This is a genomic window from Crossiella cryophila, assembly GCF_014204915.1.
Lineage (GTDB): Bacteria > Actinomycetota > Actinomycetes > Mycobacteriales > Pseudonocardiaceae > Crossiella > Crossiella cryophila.
The window spans coordinates 9400647-9416114 of sequence record NZ_JACHMH010000001.1; the positions used below are offsets into that span (position 1 = coordinate 9400647).

A 15468-nucleotide genomic window follows, 5' to 3' on the forward strand; every position below is an offset into this window, starting at 1 on the left:
CACCCTGACACACGGCCTGCCGGGCACCCGGCAGGCCGGTAAACGCCCGCCTGGTCGTCCAACCCGCCGCCGACCAGGCGCTGCGCGAACCAGCCGCCGCGCCCGCACTCGCAGCCGATGACGCGACTCCGGGATGTGTGTGAAAGGCGCACGCAAGACCAGTCCAACCGACACAGTCCGCCCGGTCTTGTCCTGCCTCCCCCAGCCCCACGACCTGCCCAGTTCAGTCCACACAACGCGATGTCCACGCAACTCGACGCGACCTGAACTCGCCGCCAACGTAGCCGGGGCCAGCCCTCCAGGCGCTCAGCTCATGATCGCGCCGAACCGCAACGCGTCGGTGCTGATCGCCTTGAGCAGATCCAGGTCCGACCGCCCCTCGGTGAAGAAGTCAGACTCGACAATGGTGACCACGGACCCGGTGACAGTGGAGGCATAGCCAGCCCCGGTCAATTTCCGCGGCCCATCCGGCACGGTGTAGCCGTCACGGAGCAGATCGGTGATGTTGCCGGTCTTGTCCCGCGAGGCCAGTTGGTTCAGCTCAGCAGCGGTCTTGCTGTCCGCCATCCGCACCACCGAGATGGACACGACCACCTTCGCCCCGTCCGCGGTGCTCGTGGTGTGCAGCGAACGCACCACCTGCTGACACGACGAACTCGACAGGAACTCGGCGACGGCCCCGTAGGCCCGCTTCCGGCAGTCGGTGTCCCGATGCTCGGCGTGCGCCTGGAACTGATAGGCCGGAACCCCCGCCGGAGTCGTCGGCGTGCCCACCACCAGCGAAGGCTGGAAGGCGACCCACAACAACCCGGACAGGATGGCCACCCCCACCAGTCCCAAGCCCTTGACCGCGTAGTTGACCACCGGCCGCTCGACCAGCGAGGGCTCCCCCGCGACCGGGTGACCCTCGTCCACCCCGATGGACACAGCCGGCAACTGCGAGGTACCACTCCCACGCCAGGGATCCGACAGTTCCCTCACCGGTCCGGATGAAAGATGCTCCGACACGATCTCTCACCGTAATCGCATCCGGCCAGGACCACGAACCGAGTGGTCAATTGTGATTATCCCTCCTGGTAGGTCACTTCCAGCCGCGGCGGATGCCCCTCGCCACCTTCGCTGGCCGACCACTTCTTCCACGCGAACACATCGGCCTCGTCCTCAGCCCGCAACCCCAGCCCACCCAACGCGGCTCCGCCACCAGCCCACTCCCGCACCAGCCCGGTCAACTCCACCCCGACCGTGCCGTCCGGACAGTTCGCCGAGTACCCCAGCGTCCTGGTCGACCCAGCCACCAGTCGCAACCACGCCGGCTGCAGGCTCCAGGCGGTCTTCCCGTCAGCCACCCCGGTCTCCCACACCTGCCAGCCCCTCGGCTGACAAGACCACGAATGCCAGTTCCACAGCTTCAACTCAGCCCGCCGAACCTGCTTCCCCCGCAACCCCGACAACTGCCAGCTGAGAAACGACCGCGCGACGATCGCCCCGTCGAATGTCCCAACCCGAACGTCCGGCTGATCCCCCATCGGCGCGGTCAGGATGTTGCTCTGCACGTAGGTGTCGAGCACGGGCCCCAGCGACACACCCACCGGCTCAGCCACAAGATCCGACCCACTACTCCAGTCAACCCCGTTCTCAGCCATCGGTGCCCCTGCTCCACCACCGCTGGGCACCAACCGCTGCGTGAACCCATTGCGAGTCACCGTCACCACCAGGTCCTGCCCAGGCCGCGCCCCCGGATAGGTCGCACGATTACCCGCCAGCAACGGCGCGGGCAACGGCGTCGGCCACTGCCGACTGATCCGGGCGGACCCGTCCACCAGCCGCGCCAACTCCGTGCTTCCCGCCCCACCGAGACTCAACGCCCGAGGATGGGCAACAGGCTCGACCCGGCCGCTCGCGACCATCCGCAACGTGAGATCAACCGGTCGCCAGCCGCCACCGTCCCGCACGTGCACCGGCCCGGTGTGCAGCATCAACGTGCGGGAGCCATCCGGATTGGCAAACGTCGAGGTGTACTCGGTCCGCGCCTCGACAAGTTCGACAGGTTGTTGCTGTGACTGCGCGGATCCGACCGGAACAAGAGCACTGACAAGGGCAACGACAACGGCGACACGGCGCACGAGCATGTCCCCCACCATTGTGGTCGACCCCGGGCAACCGATAGCCACCACCTCAACGTTCACCGTCCCGGGTGATTCCCACAAACCCGACCACTCCCCAGCTCGAAAAATGTCAGTCCCCCCGCCTAGCGTCGATGACATGTCCAACGACCTGCGGAAACGCCTCCGCGACCAATGGCGGAACCTCACCAAGCTCCAGGCCGAGTTCAGCCGGACCATCGGCGAAGCCGACGCGCGCGGCGACTACAAACTCGACCGGCACACCTCGATGCGATCCTGGCTGGTCCGCGAATTGCACATGACCGGATCCGAAGCGTCCCAACGGGTTTGCGTCGCCCGGCAACTCCGCGAGCTGCCCAAGGTGACCGCATTGTTCACCGACGGCCAACTCCCCTACCCACATGTCAGCCTGCTCGCCCGCACCCGCGTCGGAATCGGCGCCACCGCGTTCACCGAAGTCCAGTCAGACCTCCTGGCCACAGCCCAAGCCCTCGACGCGGCCCGCTTTCGCCAGCACGTCAGACAGGTCCGCCAGGAACACACCCCTGTCCGGCGCGGCACCGCGGCAGACCAGTCAGGCCACGGTCGGCTGGCCATCCGAACCCACGAGGACGGCACGGTCACCCTGCACGGCCGACTGGATCAGTCTGGCGGCGCGACCCTGCAGGAGGCGCTGAACACCGTCCTGCCCACCCCGACCGGTACAGCCCCGACCCCGAAGTCCGAACGCCGTGCCGAGGCACTGATCACCTTGTGCAGCCGCCAACTCAGTTCGTTGCGGCAGAACACATCACGTCGGATCCCGAGCTGGTCGGTTGCCCGCATGCGCCCCCGCCACTCACATCGCCACCTCGCCAGCACGCACCGCCCAGCCAGCACCTCGGTGTCCCCGCCCAACCACCGGCAGACTCACACGGCAGCCGCCCGCACCTCGGCCGTCAACGTCGCCAGCTCCATCCCCCTGCCACGCCAGGGCCACACTCCCGGCCGTCGCACATTCCCCGACGGCAGCCTCACGCCTGCTCTGTCCGGCATCGAAAGACGCTTGGACGCCATCACGTCGAGCGCCAGGGCTACGTGAGGGCGCCCAACACAAGGTCGACGTCCGCGGCGGTGTTGTAGAGATGGAACGACAAGCGTGCTCTACCTGCCCGCATGCTGAACCGAACCCCCGCGGCCCGCAGGCGCCTGACCTGTTCTGTGGTCAGTTCAAGAGAGGTGATCGCTGACCCATTCCCCTGAAGCCCAAGTTCCCTGCGCACAGCGTCGACCAGCCCCACGCAGTGGTCGCGAATCGCCCCCAAGTCCAACCCCGCCAGCCACGGAATCGCTGCCGCCGCACCCACTTGCGCGAACCACGCCGGTGACAGGTCAAGGCGTCGAGCATCGTTCGCCAACCGAAGCGGCAGACCGTAGATCGAGGCCCACGGGTCTTCTCCCGCGTACCAGTTGGCGGCGAGCGGAAGCGTGCGCTCGAGCGCGTCCGGCCGGACAGCGAGCCAGGCCGCGCCACGGGGTGACAGCAGCCATTTGTAGGCGGCACCGACGACCCAGTCGGCCCAGCCAAGCGAGAGCGGCATCCATCCGGCCGCTTGGCTGACGTCGAGCAGCACCGGGACGCCCGCGGCACTGGTCGCCTCGCGGAGTGCGTCGGCGTCAAGCACGGAGCCAGTGGACGACTGCACGAGGCTGACCGCGACCAGGTCGAACTGCTCCACAGTGGACAGGAGCTTGTCAGGGTCGACCTCGGTGACTGTGATGCCGCGATGCGCTTGGGCGGCAAAGGGAAATGTCACGCTGGTGAAGTCGTCGGACAGGGTAAGGACGCGAGTGCCGTCTGGGATGCTGCCTGCGACCAGCGCGATCAGTTGGGAGACGCTGGCACCGCTGGCGACCTGTCCGGGTGGGACGCCTACCAGGGCGGCGAAGCCTGCTCGGGCGCGAGTGACCTGTGCGTCAAAGTCTGGGGCGGTGTCGGCGCCGGTTCGCCAGCGGGTGATGGAGTCCGTGAGGGCATCGGCCGCGAAGGTGGGCGGGATTCCGATGCTGGCGGTGTTCAGGTAGCCGATCGGGGCTTCGAAGTTGTGTCCGGGGGTGGGGCGCACGAGTACGACCCTAGGTCGGGATCGGTAGCGTGCGTGAGGTGTTGACCGAGGAGATCGAGATCCGGACCGGATCAGTCGAGGTGGTCTACGACCTCACGGCCGAGTGCGAGCGATTCCTGGCGGACGCGGGTGAACGCGACGGTCTGCTGCACGTGTGGGTGCCACATGCGACGGCGGGACTTGCCGTGCTGGAGACCGGTGCGGGCAGCGATGATGACCTGTTGGCCGCGTTGCGGGAGCTGTTGCCGAAGGATGACCGGTGGCGGCATCGGCATGGTTCACCTGGGCATGGGCGGGATCACGTGCTGCCGGCGTTGCTGCCGCCCTATGCGACGGTGCCGGTGCTCGGTGGGCGGATGGCGCTCGGGACGTGGCAGTCGGTGTGTTTGGTGGACACCAATGTGGACAATCCGGTGCGGAAGGTGCGACTCAGCTTGCTGGTGGGGTGAGTTGGGGGCGCTTGGTTTGGTTGGCGGGGCGGATCGCGGATGGATGTCCGGATAGCGGACGGAATCGTCCGAAAATCTTGACTCCGGGCTGCGTGCGAGTGAGGCTGCGGCGCATGGCTGACGGGGTTCGGGAGGGGGCTGGCGGCGCTGTGGGGCGTGGGCCGCTCATGCGGGTGGTGAGCGCGGGCGTCATTGGCACCACGGTCGAGTTCTACGACTTCTTCCTGTATGGCGCGGCTGCGGCGACGATCTTCGGGCCGGTGTTCTTTCCGCAGGCCGATGGCTTGGTCGGGGTGTTGCTCGCGCTGGTCACCTATGCGGTTGGGTTTGTCGCGCGGCCGTTGGGTGGAGTGGTGTTCGGGCACTTCGGCGACCGGGTTGGGCGGAAGAAGCTGCTCGCGGTCAGCTTGCTGCTGATGGGGGTGTCCTCGTTCCTGATCGGGATCCTTCCGGGGTATGCCGAGATCGGGGTTGTGGCGCCGGTGCTGCTGACGTTGTTGCGGCTGGTGCAGGGGTTCGCGCTGGGTGGTGAGTTCGGTGGGGCCGTGTTGCTCGTCGCTGAGCATGGGCCGGCTCGGCAGCGGGGGTTCTGGACGGCTACGCCGCAGACCGGTGGGCCGTTGGGGAACCTGCTGGCCACCGCCGCGCTGGCGGCGACCGCGTACTCGATGAGCAGCGCCGACTACACCTCCTGGGGCTGGCGGATTCCGTTCCTGGCGTCCGTGGTGCTGGTGCTGGTCGGGTTGTGGGTTCGGTTGCGGGTGGCCGAGTCGCCGTTGTTCGCCGAGGTGAAGCGGGAGGCTCGACCGGAGCGGGCACCGCTGGTGACGGCGTTTCGGCGGCATCCGCGGCAGTTGTTCAGCGTGTTCGCGGCGCGGGTTGGGGAGAACGCGGCGTTCTACGTCTTCACGATCTTTCTGCTCGTCTACGCGAACCACATCGGGTTGCCCGCGGGAGCGGCCACGGTGGCGGTGACGGTGGGCTCGGTGGTGCAGGTGCTGGCGATGCTTGCCGGTGGGGCCTTGTCAGACCGGCTCGGGCGGCGGCCGGTGGCGGTGGTCGCCGCGGTGCTGGCCGCCGGGTGGACGGCGGTGTTCTTCCCGCTGGTCGCGACCAAGGACCAGATGTGGGTGTTGCTCGCGGTGGGGGTGGGGTTGCTCCTGCACGGGTTGCTCACCGGGGCGCAGGCCGCCTTCTACGCGGAGCTGTTCGACACCACGGTGCGGTACTCGGGTGTGTCGGTCGGCTACCAGGCGGCGACGATGCTGGCTGGGGCGGCGGCGCCGCTGGTCGGGACGCAGCTGTTGCGGAGCACCGGGTCGCCGGCGCCGGTGGCGTGGCTGCTCGCGGCGTGCCTGGGTTTGACGGTGGTCGGCATGTTGATCGTGCCGGAGACCCGACGGTCCCAGCTGCGTTAGGTACGGTGTCCAGCCGTGACGTGGTCTGGGGATCAGGGCAACAGGGGCGGCGGCGAGTTCACCGGGGCTTATGGGGGCCTGGGCGTGTTCGGCGAAGGTCAGCCCGAGCCGCCGAAGAACCGCTGGCGGATGGCGATCATCGCCGCGTTGAGCCTGGTCATCGTGGTTGGGCTGGTGATGGTGGTCGTATTGCTGGGTCGGGACGAGAGCACGCCGCCCGCGGCGCAGACCACTCCCGCGACCTCGTCGGCCACGGCGGGGAGCAGTTCGAGCAGCGCGAAGTCGGCGGCGGTGCAGACCATCACCAACACCGAGTCCGGGCTGACCTACAAGGTGCCCGCGTCCTGGCAGAAGGGCGGTGACGGGATGTCGCGCACGACGTCCGGGCCGATCCTGAAGGGCATGGCGGCGCGCTACCCATACGACTGCGGCAACGGGCAGTTCACCCGCGCCGAGGTCGGCTCCGGCCGCACCGACGACACCAACCTCACTCGCGCGGCCAGCGACCTGGCCAAATACGTGGCCACCCAGGGCTACACGGTCGACAAGGTCGAGCCGAAGGTGGTGCTCAACGAGCCGAAGACCTTCGACAACAGCGGGACGACCGGGGTGCTGGTGGTCGCGAACGCCACGGCGGCCAAGACCAGTGAGTGCAACGCGCCGCGTGGGCAGGTGATCGGGCTGGCGGTCAAGGGGGCGAAGGGCAGCTCGGTGTTCATGCTCGACGTGTCGTACGAGGGCAAGAACTCGCAGTTCACGCCGACTGAGGACGAGATGAAACAGATCCTCGACTCGGTGCGGCTGGCCAAGTGACCGAACTCCCCGGGTCGGGACCGGTACGGTCGCGGGGTGACATCGTCAGGACCCGGCAACGGACAGGATCCGGCCTACTGGGAGCGGTATCAGAACACCGAGTTCTACGGCTCGGGTCCGGAGTACGGCGGGCTGGGGGTGTATCGGACCGACGGTCCGGTTCCGCCGCAGCCGCCCCCTCCGCCGCAGCAGCGTGGTCGCCGGATCGCCGTGGTGGCGCTGAGCGCGGTCATCCTCATCGGGCTGGTGTCGATCGTGTTCCTGGTCAGCGGTTCGGGCGGGTCCGGGCCGAGTGAGACGAGCGCGGTGGCCGCGTCGGGCACCACCGGACGGACCACTCGCGGCACCACCTCGCGCACTCCCGCGCCGACCACGACGCTGCCGAGTAAATCGGTGACGCCGCAGGTCACGGGGTGGCAGGCGGTCTGGACGAAGCGTGGGCTGGCCTATGACGTGCCGCGCGAATGGAAGGTGCTGAGCCCGGCCACGATCGTCGGGTTCGAGGACGCGAACGGGCCGAAGGTCGCGATGAGCGGTGTGTCCACCTTCAGGGAGGGCTACTGCACCGCTGATCCGAAGCGGCGCACGGCGCGACGTGCGCTGGTCGGGATCGGTGGCGCGAAGGTGTCGGACGCGGCGAGTACCGCAGGGGAAGGCGCGAAGCTGTGGGCCGACGGCCGGTATGGCGAGGCCGAGGGCGTGCAGCCGCAGGTTGAGCTGGGCAAGGCGACGCCGATGATGGTGGGCACCCGGGAGGCCTCGCGGGTCACGGCCAAGGTCAAGGTGGCCGCCAAGCACGAGTGCGATCCGCCCGCGGGCGTGGTGCACGTGGTGGCGGTGAAGGGTGCGACGGCGGAGACCGGGGCGGTGTTCGTCATCCAGGCCGACCAGGACACGCCGGACTCGTTGAGCACGGCCGACATGGAGAAGATGGTCTCCAGCTTGCGGGTGGTGGAGTGATGACGCCGCACACACTGGTGCTCTGGGACATCGATCTGACCCTGGTTGACCTGCGCGGAACCGGTGCTGACTGGTACGGGACCGTGCTGCGGCGGCTGGCTGGGCAGGCGATCCGGCATGTGCCGTCGATGCAGGGGCGGACCGAGCGCGCGATCACCACCGAGCTGCTGAACCGGCACGGCATCCCGGACACCGAGGACGAGGTGCGGCGGGTGTTCGCCGCGCTGGTCGACGTGGTGGCCGAGGACCGGGAGCTGCTGCACGAACGTGGCAGCGCGTTACCGGGGGCGGCGGCGGTGCTGCGGGCGCTGGCGGACACCCCTGGCGTGGTGCAGAGCCTGGTCACCGGGAATCTGCCGGAGGTCGCGCGGTTCAAGCTGGACGCGTTCGGGTTGGACGAGCACGTGGACTTCGAGGTCGGCGGGTACGGGCACGAGTCGGTGGAGCGGCATCCGCTGGTCGGCACGGCGGTGACGCTGGCCGAACGCAAGTACGGGGTGGCGTTCCCGGCTGAGCGGGTGGTCGTGGTGGGCGATACGCCGCATGACGTGGCTGCGGCGCTGCATCACGGGGCGACCGCGGTCGGAGTGACGACTGGGCGTTGTGACGCGGCCGAGTTGCGGGCGGCGGGGGCGCATGTGGTGTTGCCGGATCTGGCGGATACGGCGGGGGTGTTGGCGGCGCTGGTGCGCTGAGCGGCGGGGTTGCGCTGCGGCGTTGGGTTGAGTTGTGGCGCTGAGCTGCGAATTTAGGCTGCGGTGTTGAGCTGAACTTCGGGGCTGAGCTGAGCTGACGAGCTGTGGCGTTGGGCTGAGTCGCGGTCTTGAGCTGGGCTGCGGGGGCCAGGAATCGGCGTGACGTGGCTGGGTGGGGCTGCCGGATTCGGACTGGCTGACGATGGTCTTGGCCGTGGTGGTGGGGTGGGGATCGGCTGGGTGCTGGTGTCTCGCGCTTATGGCCGGGTGGGCTGGTGGAGATGTGACAGCGCCCCGGCGGTTGGCCGCCGGGGCGCTGTGGTCAGTGCTGGTGGTGCGGGCTGTCAGTGGTGCTCAGGTCCTGGGAGCTGAGCACCACTGGCAACTGGTCAGAAGCCGAGGGCCTTGCGGCCGCCGACGACCGGAAGCTCGATGTTGCTGGTCAGCAGCGAGATCGAGTTCTTGCCGGCCTTGGCGTCGACCGAGACGTAGCTCGCGTTGTTGGCCACGACCACCAGGCCGATGCGGTGACCGGCGGCGAAGATGTAGTCCTTCGGGTGCAGCTTCCAGCGCACGTAGTAGGACTGGCCGGGCTTGAGGTCGTGTTCCCAGCTCAGCGACAGGTGGTTCTTCACGTCGATCGCGCCGCGGGTGACGACGATCGGGCGGAAGGCCGGGTCGCTGGCCGGGCCGTAGTCGACCAGGAGACCGGTCAGCGGGGTGCTGGTGGTCTCCGGGGTGACCCGGACGGTGACCTCGGAGGTGCCCGAGATCCTGGTGGGCTGCTTCAGCTCGGGGGTCAGGTAGGCGAGGCGGTTGGCCTTGGCCGCTTCCGGGCCGCCGATCGCGTTGACCTCGGTCTGCTGCGGGTCGTCGGTGAACGACTGGTTCCCGGACGGCCAGCTCGGCAGCGAGCGCAGGGTGCCCGCGACGCCGTCGGTGGCCGGGCCGAAGAACAGGCGGGTGTCCTCCGCCTTCTTGTCCGGCCAGCTGGTCTGGGTCTCCCACTTGCCGTCCGGGCGCTGGATGTCGGCGATCGGCTCCTTCATCACGCCGTTGTCCAGGCCGTACAGCCAGTGGTCCATCCACCGGTGCATGGCGGCCTGCCACTCGGCCGAGCGGACGCCGTTCGGGTCGACGTGCCCGCCGCGCAGCAGCCACAGCTTGCGCGGGATGTGGTTCTTGGCCAGCAGGTCCCACAGCTTGGAGTAGTGGCCCGGCTTGACGTTCCAGTCCTCCTGGCCGTGCACGACGAACACCGAGGCGCGGATGTTGTCCACGTCCGGCTTGTAGTCGCGTTCCCGCCAGAACGAGGTGTAGTTGAACGTGTCGTCGCCGGAGTTGTCACCCAGCGCCTTGAGCTGTTCCTTGCACCGCTCGCGGGCGGCGGGGCTGGCGACGTAGCTGGCCAGCCACTCGGCGTAGCGCTCGTCCCAGCCGTTGCTGTAGCCGATGCCCTGGTCGCGGGTGTAGTCGTACCAGCTGGAGATCGCCGACATGGGGACGATCGTCTTGAGGCCCTTGATGCCGGTCGCGGCGACCGCGGTCGGCAGGGTGCCGTTGTAGGAGCCGCCGAGCATGCCAACGGCGCCGGTGCTCCAGGAGGCGACGGCGGGGGTGCCGTCGGCGTAGAAGGCCTTCGCGCGACCGTTGAGCCAGTCGATGGAGGCGGCGATGGACCTGGTGTCCTCCTTGCCGCCGGTGGTCGGGCAGCCGTCGGAGCGGGCGGTGCCCTGCATCTCGACCTCGACCACGGCGTAACCGCGCGGCACGAAGAACTCGTCGTACCAGCGACGGAAGTCCTTCGGCAGCATCGGGATCTGCCGGTCAAGGCGTTCCCGGGTCAGCAACGGGGCCAGCTGGTAGTACGGGCTGGCCTCCATCACGATCGGGACCTTCAGGCCGGAGTTGGTCTCCTTGGGACGCATGACGTCCGCGGCGATCCGGTCGAGCTTGCCGTCCGAGTCACTGTCGATCTTGGACTCGATGTAGACGGTTTCCTTCACCGCGTCGGCGTGGGAGTAGATCGGCTTGGTCTCGTTGCCGACCACCGGCCCCTGCGGGGTCGCCGCGGCGGAAAGCGGCATCAGCAACGCCGAGCCGGTGACCACAGCCACCAGACCGGCGAGCAGCGCGACTGGTCTGCGCGCGTGTTCCATGAATCCTCCTCCGGTCACGCCTGCCTCACCGAGGCGCGACCGCTGACAGCTCACAGGACGAATGGGCCTGGCGGATCGACCTAATGGCGCAACCTTGTGCGCTCTGACCTGCTTCGAATGCTTGAAACCAGGCCGTTCGGGCCGAAACGACCGGTGGTCCCGCCCGGGTTGCCGCCGGGCGGGACCACCGCTTTAACCGGTGTTGTTCGGTGGGACCTCTCGAGTGGTCAGCCGCCGAGCGCGGTGTTGCCGCCGACCAGCGGCAGGTCCACGCTGCTGGCGGCCAGCGACACCCGCACCCCGCGAGCGGCCGCGTCCACCGAGACGTAGCTGCTCAGGTTGGCCACGAGCACCACGCCGATGCGGTGCCCGGCCGGGAACACGTAGTCCTTCGGGTGCAGCTCGAAGCGGACCCGGTAGGCGGTGCCCGGCGTCAGCGCGGTGCCGCGCTGCAGGGACGCGTGGTTCTTGACGTCGATCGAGCCCTTGGTGACCACCTGGTAGGTGACCGCGGCCTGGCTTTCCAGCGGCGGCGCCGCGCAACCGGTGCGCAGGGCCAGGTCAGCGGCCTCGCAGGACTCGGTGAGCAGCTGTTCCGGGGTCTTGTCGGACAGCGTGGTGGTGGTCGCCGGGCCGTAGTCGACCAGGACCGCGGTCAGCGGGGTGCTGGCGCTGTCCGGGGTGACCGTGACGTCGAGCTTGGCGGTGCCCGACAGCGTGGTGTTCTTGGCAAGCGGCGCGGTCAGGTAGGCGAGCCGGTTGGCCTTGGCGGTCTCCGGGGTGGACACCGCGGTGGTCTCGGTCTGGCTGCTGTTGTTGGTGAAGGACTGGGTGCCGGTGGCCGCGGTCTTGTTCAGCGAGCCGACCGCGCCGGCGGTGGCCGGGCCGAAGTGCAGCTTGGCGTTGGCGGTGCCTGCCTGCGGCCAGGCGGAGTGGGTCTCCCAGGCGCCGTTGGGGCGCTGGATGTCGGCCTGCGGCTCGTTCATGATCCCGTTCTGCACGCCGACCAGCCAGTGGTCCATCCACTTGTGCATCACGCGCTGCCACTCGGCCTGGCGGAAGCCGATCGGGTCGAGGTGGGCGCCGCGGTGCAGCCAGATCTTGCGCGGGGTGTTGTTCTTGACCAGCTCGTACCAGAGCTTGGAGTAGTGACCGGGCTTGACGTTCCAGTCCTCCTGGCCGTGCACGACGAACACCGACGCCTTGATGTTGGCGGCGCTGGGGCGGTAGTCGCGTTCCTGCCAGAACGGGGTGTAGTCGAAGGTGTCATCGCCCGCGTTGTCGCCGAGGGCCTTCACCCTGGCCGCGCACTTGGTCTTGGCGTCGGCGCTGATGACGTAGTTGGCCAGGTACTCCGGGTAGCGCCGGTCCCAGCCGCCGCTGTAGCCGATGCCCTGGTCGCGGGTGTAGTCGTACCAGCTGGAGATCGCCGCGATCGGCACGATGGTCTTGAGGCCCTCGATGCCCGCGGTGGCCACCGCGTTGGGCAGGGTGCCGTTGTAGGAGACGCCGAGCATGCCGACCTTGCCGGTGCTCCAGGAGGCGACCGCGGGCTTGCCGTCGGCGTAGTAGGCCTTGGTGCGGCCGTTGAGCCAGTCGATGGAGGCCACGATGGAGGCGGTGTCCTCCTTGCCGCCGGTGGTCGGGCAGCCCGCCGAGCGGGAGGTGCCCTGCATCTCGACCTCGACCACGGCGTAACCACGCGGCACGAAGAACTCGTCGTACCAGCGGCCGAAGCCGCGCGGCGCGGTGCCGGGGATCTGGCGGTCGGCGTCGACGGCCCGTTCACGCGCGGTGGTGCCGCGGTAGTACGGGCTGGCCTCCATGACCACCGGCGACTTCAGGCCGGCGGTGTTGGTCTCCTTGGGCCGCATGACGTCGGCGGCGATGCGGTCGAGCTTGCCGTCACCGTCGCTGTCGATGGTCGACTCGATGTAGACGGTCTCGCGGATGGCCTCGGCGTGGGAGTAGATCGGCTGGGTCTCGTCGGCGACCACGGACATCCCCGCCGGTGCGGGGGCGGCATTGGCCGGCAGGACGGCCAGGGTGCCCGCGAACGCGGCGGTCACCGCGGTCAGCAGGGTCAGGGTGGTGCGTGCAGGGCGCATGTGGTCCAGCACACAAGGTCGCTGTGACCAGCAGATACGAACTAAAGGAGGTGCGTTTCAACAGATACATAAGCGACGTGGGCGGTTCCGCCTAACCGGTTGGTCCATTCGGCCGAGCGTGGATGTAGACCTTGGCCGCGTTGCCCGCGGCGATGCCGTGCACCAGGCGTTCGGCGGTGCGCAGCGGCAGCGCGTCGTCGGCGAGCCAGGTGTCCACCAGCCTGCCCAGTCCGCGCCGCCACAGCTTGGCGCCCAGGAACAGCAGTTCAGGCAGGCCGTAGCCGTCGGAGGAGTAGCAGACCGAGCTGAACGGGGCCAGCTCCAGCAGCTCGGCGAGCACCTCGTGCGCGCGCTCGCCCACGTAGGGCACGGCCAGTCCGACGTCAACCCGGACCTGCCCGTAGACGTGCGCGAGGTAGCCCGCGTTGCGGTGGAACGGCCAGCAGTGCAGCAGCATCACCGTGGCGCTGCCGTGCCGGGTCGCGGACAGGAAGTCGCTGAGCAGCAGCGGGTCGGCGCGTTGCAGTCGCAGGTCGGGGTCGCCGAAGCCGGTGTGCAGTTGCAGCGGCAGGCCCAGTTCGGCGCCCACGCGCACGCCCAGGTGGGCCAGCCAGCCGAGCAGTACGGGGTTGGCGAGCCTGCCGTCGCCCTCGCGCAGCCAGGTGTCGGCCGCGCGGGTGAACTCGGCCGCGGTGGGTGGCTGGGCAGGCAGTTCGAGGCCGGTGCGATAGGCGACGATGCTCTTCAGACCGACCGCGTGCGCGCCACGCGTGCGCACCGCCGCCTCCACCGCCGCGGCGAGTCCGGCGGCGTCGGCGGTGCGGGAGACCTCCTCGAAGACCTGTTCCAGCCGCAGGATCTCGTGTGCCACGCCGCCGCCGAGTCCGGCCAGCTCAGCGGGGGTGGTCAGCGATACCGAGCTGTACCCGGTGTCGACCAGCCAGGTGTCGACCCCGGCGGCGCGCAGCAGCCGGCTGCTGACCTCCGACCAGCCCAGTTCCCAGCGCCGGGCCAGGTAGCGCTCGGGATCGCAGTGCGGTTCGAGGTCGAGCAGTGGCGCGCACCAGCGCAGCACGGCCGCGCCCAGCAGCGAGTCGAACCCGCTGCGACCGGGGTGCGCGGTGGGCGCCTCGGTGAGCAGTGCCTCGAAGGCGGGGCGGTCCAGGTCGGCGTCGACCACGCCGTGGCAGTGGTGGTCGAGCAGCGGCACCTCGTCGGTGATCATTCAGAACAGCCAGCGGGTGCGCGTGACGATCTCCTCCGCGTCGGCTTCGGCGAATCGCTCCGCCTCGCCGCGGCGCACGGTGAGGATCGCGTCGTGCAGTGGCGCGCCGAGTGCCTCGGCCAGCACCTCGGAGCCTTCGAGCGCGTCCGCGGCCTCGAGCACCGAGGTCGGCAGCCGGTGCACGCCCGCCGCCGCACGCGCCTCCTCGGTCAGCCCGGCCGGATCGCCGGTGATCTCCGGCGGCAGGGTCAGTTCGGCCCGGACCCCGGCCAGACCGGCCGCGATGATGCCGCCGACCACCAGGTACGGGTTGGCGGTGGCGTCGAAGCACTTGATCTCGGCGTTGGCCGCGCTCGGCCGCTGCCCCGCCGAGGGCGTGATGAACCGCAGCGCCGCCTCCCTGGTCTCCCGGCCCCAGCTCTGCCAGGCGCCTGCCCAGAACGAGGGCCGCAGCCGCAGGAAGCTGGCCGGGTTGCCGGCGCCGATCGCGATCAGCCCTGGCAGTTCGCGCAACACCCCGGCGAGGAACGCCTCGCCCACCGGTCGCAGACCGTGTCGGCCGGACCCGCCCGCGAACGCCGGTCCACCCTTGGTGTGCACGGACAGGTGAACATGCGCACCCGACCCGGACCGCCCGGCGACCGCGGTCGGCGCGAAGCTGGCCCGCCAGCCACGGGCCGCGGTGATCCGGCGGATGGTGTGCCGGACCAGCAGCACGTCGTCGGCGGCGGCCACCGGATCGTTCGGCTCGATGGACAGCTCCAGCTGCCCGAGTGCGTACTCGGGGTGGAACTGCTCGACCTCGATCTCCTGCCTGCCGAGCACCTGCACCAGGTCACGCGCGTAGTCGGCGACCGTGGCCAGCCGGGCCAGCCCGTAGCCAGGCCCCTCGAAGGCCGGCACGAACTCGGTGCCGGTGTCGGGCAGCCCGACCTGCCATTCGGTCTCGAAGGCCATCCGCAGTTCCAGCCCCAGCGCGGCCGCCGCGGCGACTTGCCGGGCGGCGAAGCTGCGCTGACAGGCGGTGAAGACCTCACCGTCCTGGGTGAACTTGGTGACCGGGGCCAGCGCCCACCCGGTCTGCGCGGCCAGCGGCACCAGCCGGTTCAGGTCCGGGATGAGCCGGAGGTCGCCGTCCGGCCCACCCAGGTACTTGCCGACCAGCGGCCGGTCGTCACAGGTGAAGGTCTCGAAGCAGGGCGAGGCGCCGACCCCGTGCCGGACCGCGGCGGCCAGCTTGCGGGAGGGCACCGCCTTGACCCGGACAATGCCCGCATTGTCCACAAAGGACAGTGCGATCAGGTCGATGCCCCCCGCTCGCAGACGGGCCGCCAGTTCGTCCACGCCGTTGGCGTCCAGGGGTAGCTGCGCAGTCACCTACGCAGGTCTACCCGGTGCCTGGGTGTCACGCCA

General features: G+C 69.3%; 13 protein-coding genes. 6 read left to right on the plus strand and 7 right to left on the minus strand.

Annotated elements, in window-relative coordinates; translation table 11 throughout:
* Nucleotides 1-306 precede the first annotated feature (306 nt).
* Together HNR67_RS40350 and HNR67_RS40355 are read right to left on the minus strand one after the other, a co-directional pair.
* Nucleotides 307-927, minus strand: a complete 621-nt coding sequence (locus HNR67_RS40350) for a hypothetical protein (RefSeq protein ID WP_185008832.1) — start codon at nucleotides 925-927, stop codon at nucleotides 307-309.
* Between the two features lie 137 nt (nucleotides 928-1064).
* Nucleotides 1065-2129, minus strand: coding sequence for a DNRLRE domain-containing protein (locus HNR67_RS40355; RefSeq protein WP_185008834.1), 1065 nt, complete (start codon nucleotides 2127-2129; stop codon nucleotides 1065-1067).
* A 133-nt stretch (nucleotides 2130-2262) separates the two neighbouring features.
* On the opposite strand from HNR67_RS40355, the gene HNR67_RS40360 reads away from it, so the two are divergent.
* Nucleotides 2263-3204, plus strand: a complete 942-nt coding sequence (locus HNR67_RS40360) for a DUF222 domain-containing protein (protein ID WP_185008836.1) — start codon at nucleotides 2263-2265, stop codon at nucleotides 3202-3204.
* On the opposite strand, the gene HNR67_RS40365 is transcribed toward HNR67_RS40360, so the two are convergent.
* The gene (locus HNR67_RS40365) at nucleotides 3197-4228 is read right to left on the minus strand and encodes an aminotransferase class V-fold PLP-dependent enzyme (RefSeq protein WP_185008838.1); all 1032 of its coding nucleotides are present in this window, start codon (nucleotides 4226-4228) and stop codon (nucleotides 3197-3199) included. The genes HNR67_RS40360 and HNR67_RS40365 overlap by 8 nt on opposite strands.
* 38 nt (nucleotides 4229-4266) lie before the next feature.
* On the opposite strand from HNR67_RS40365, the gene HNR67_RS40370 reads away from it, so the two are divergent.
* From HNR67_RS40370 to HNR67_RS40390, 5 genes are all read left to right on the plus strand, one after another.
* Nucleotides 4267-4677, plus strand: coding sequence for a secondary thiamine-phosphate synthase enzyme YjbQ (locus tag HNR67_RS40370; RefSeq protein ID WP_185008840.1), 411 nt, complete (start codon nucleotides 4267-4269; stop codon nucleotides 4675-4677).
* 113 nt (nucleotides 4678-4790) lie between these two features.
* Nucleotides 4791-6095 carry an MFS transporter gene (locus HNR67_RS40375; RefSeq protein WP_185008842.1) on the plus strand — a complete coding sequence of 435 codons (1305 nt, stop codon included), beginning with the start codon at nucleotides 4791-4793 and terminating at the stop codon, nucleotides 6093-6095.
* Between the two features lie 15 nt (nucleotides 6096-6110).
* Nucleotides 6111-6908 (plus strand): hypothetical protein, encoded by a 798-nt coding sequence (locus tag HNR67_RS40380; protein ID WP_185008844.1) that lies wholly within the window; start codon nucleotides 6111-6113, stop codon nucleotides 6906-6908.
* Nucleotides 6909-6944: 36 nt separating this feature from the next.
* Nucleotides 6945-7868, plus strand: coding sequence for a hypothetical protein (locus HNR67_RS40385; RefSeq protein WP_185008846.1), 924 nt, complete (start codon nucleotides 6945-6947; stop codon nucleotides 7866-7868).
* Nucleotides 7868-8563: an HAD family hydrolase gene (locus HNR67_RS40390; protein ID WP_185008848.1), complete on the plus strand. Its 696-nt coding sequence runs from the start codon at nucleotides 7868-7870 to the stop codon at nucleotides 8561-8563. Before HNR67_RS40385 ends, HNR67_RS40390 begins: the two co-directional genes overlap by 1 nt.
* Nucleotides 8564-8952: 389 nt before the next feature.
* Here the strand turns inward: HNR67_RS40390 and HNR67_RS40395 are convergent, their stop codons facing one another.
* From HNR67_RS40395 to HNR67_RS40410, 4 genes are all read right to left on the minus strand, one after another.
* Complete coding sequence (locus HNR67_RS40395; protein WP_185008850.1) at nucleotides 8953-10722, minus strand: Xaa-Pro dipeptidyl-peptidase; 1770 nt, start codon at nucleotides 10720-10722, stop codon at nucleotides 8953-8955.
* Nucleotides 10723-10949: 227 nt separating this feature from the next.
* Nucleotides 10950-12830, minus strand: a complete 1881-nt coding sequence (locus tag HNR67_RS40400; RefSeq protein ID WP_185008852.1) for a Xaa-Pro dipeptidyl-peptidase — start codon at nucleotides 12828-12830, stop codon at nucleotides 10950-10952.
* A 91-nt stretch (nucleotides 12831-12921) separates the two neighbouring features.
* Entirely contained in the window at nucleotides 12922-14055 is a 1134-nt protein-coding gene (locus tag HNR67_RS40405; RefSeq protein ID WP_185008854.1) for an amidohydrolase family protein, read from the minus strand.
* Nucleotides 14056-15432 (minus strand): type I glutamate--ammonia ligase, encoded by a 1377-nt coding sequence (locus tag HNR67_RS40410; RefSeq protein ID WP_185008856.1) that lies wholly within the window; start codon nucleotides 15430-15432, stop codon nucleotides 14056-14058.
* Nucleotides 15433-15468: the final 36 nt, after the last annotated feature.

What these genes read in the sequence shown, in the direction of transcription:
- HNR67_RS40355 (WP_185008834.1), bottom strand. Translation starts at nt 2,129, where the DNA reads ATGCTCGTGCGCCGTGTCGCCGTTGTCGTTGCCCTTGTCAGTGCTCTT.
- HNR67_RS40360 (WP_185008836.1), top strand. Translation starts at nt 2,263, where the DNA reads ATGTCCAACGACCTGCGGAAACGCCTCCGCGACCAATGGCGGAACCTC.
- HNR67_RS40375 (WP_185008842.1), top strand. Translation starts at nt 4,791, where the DNA reads ATGGCTGACGGGGTTCGGGAGGGGGCTGGCGGCGCTGTGGGGCGTGGG.
- HNR67_RS40390 (WP_185008848.1), top strand. Translation starts at nt 7,868, where the DNA reads ATGACGCCGCACACACTGGTGCTCTGGGACATCGATCTGACCCTGGTT.
- HNR67_RS40395 (WP_185008850.1), bottom strand. Translation starts at nt 10,722, where the DNA reads ATGGAACACGCGCGCAGACCAGTCGCGCTGCTCGCCGGTCTGGTGGCT.
- HNR67_RS40400 (WP_185008852.1), bottom strand. Translation starts at nt 12,830, where the DNA reads ATGCGCCCTGCACGCACCACCCTGACCCTGCTGACCGCGGTGACCGCC.
- HNR67_RS40405 (WP_185008854.1), bottom strand. Translation starts at nt 14,055, where the DNA reads ATGATCACCGACGAGGTGCCGCTGCTCGACCACCACTGCCACGGCGTG.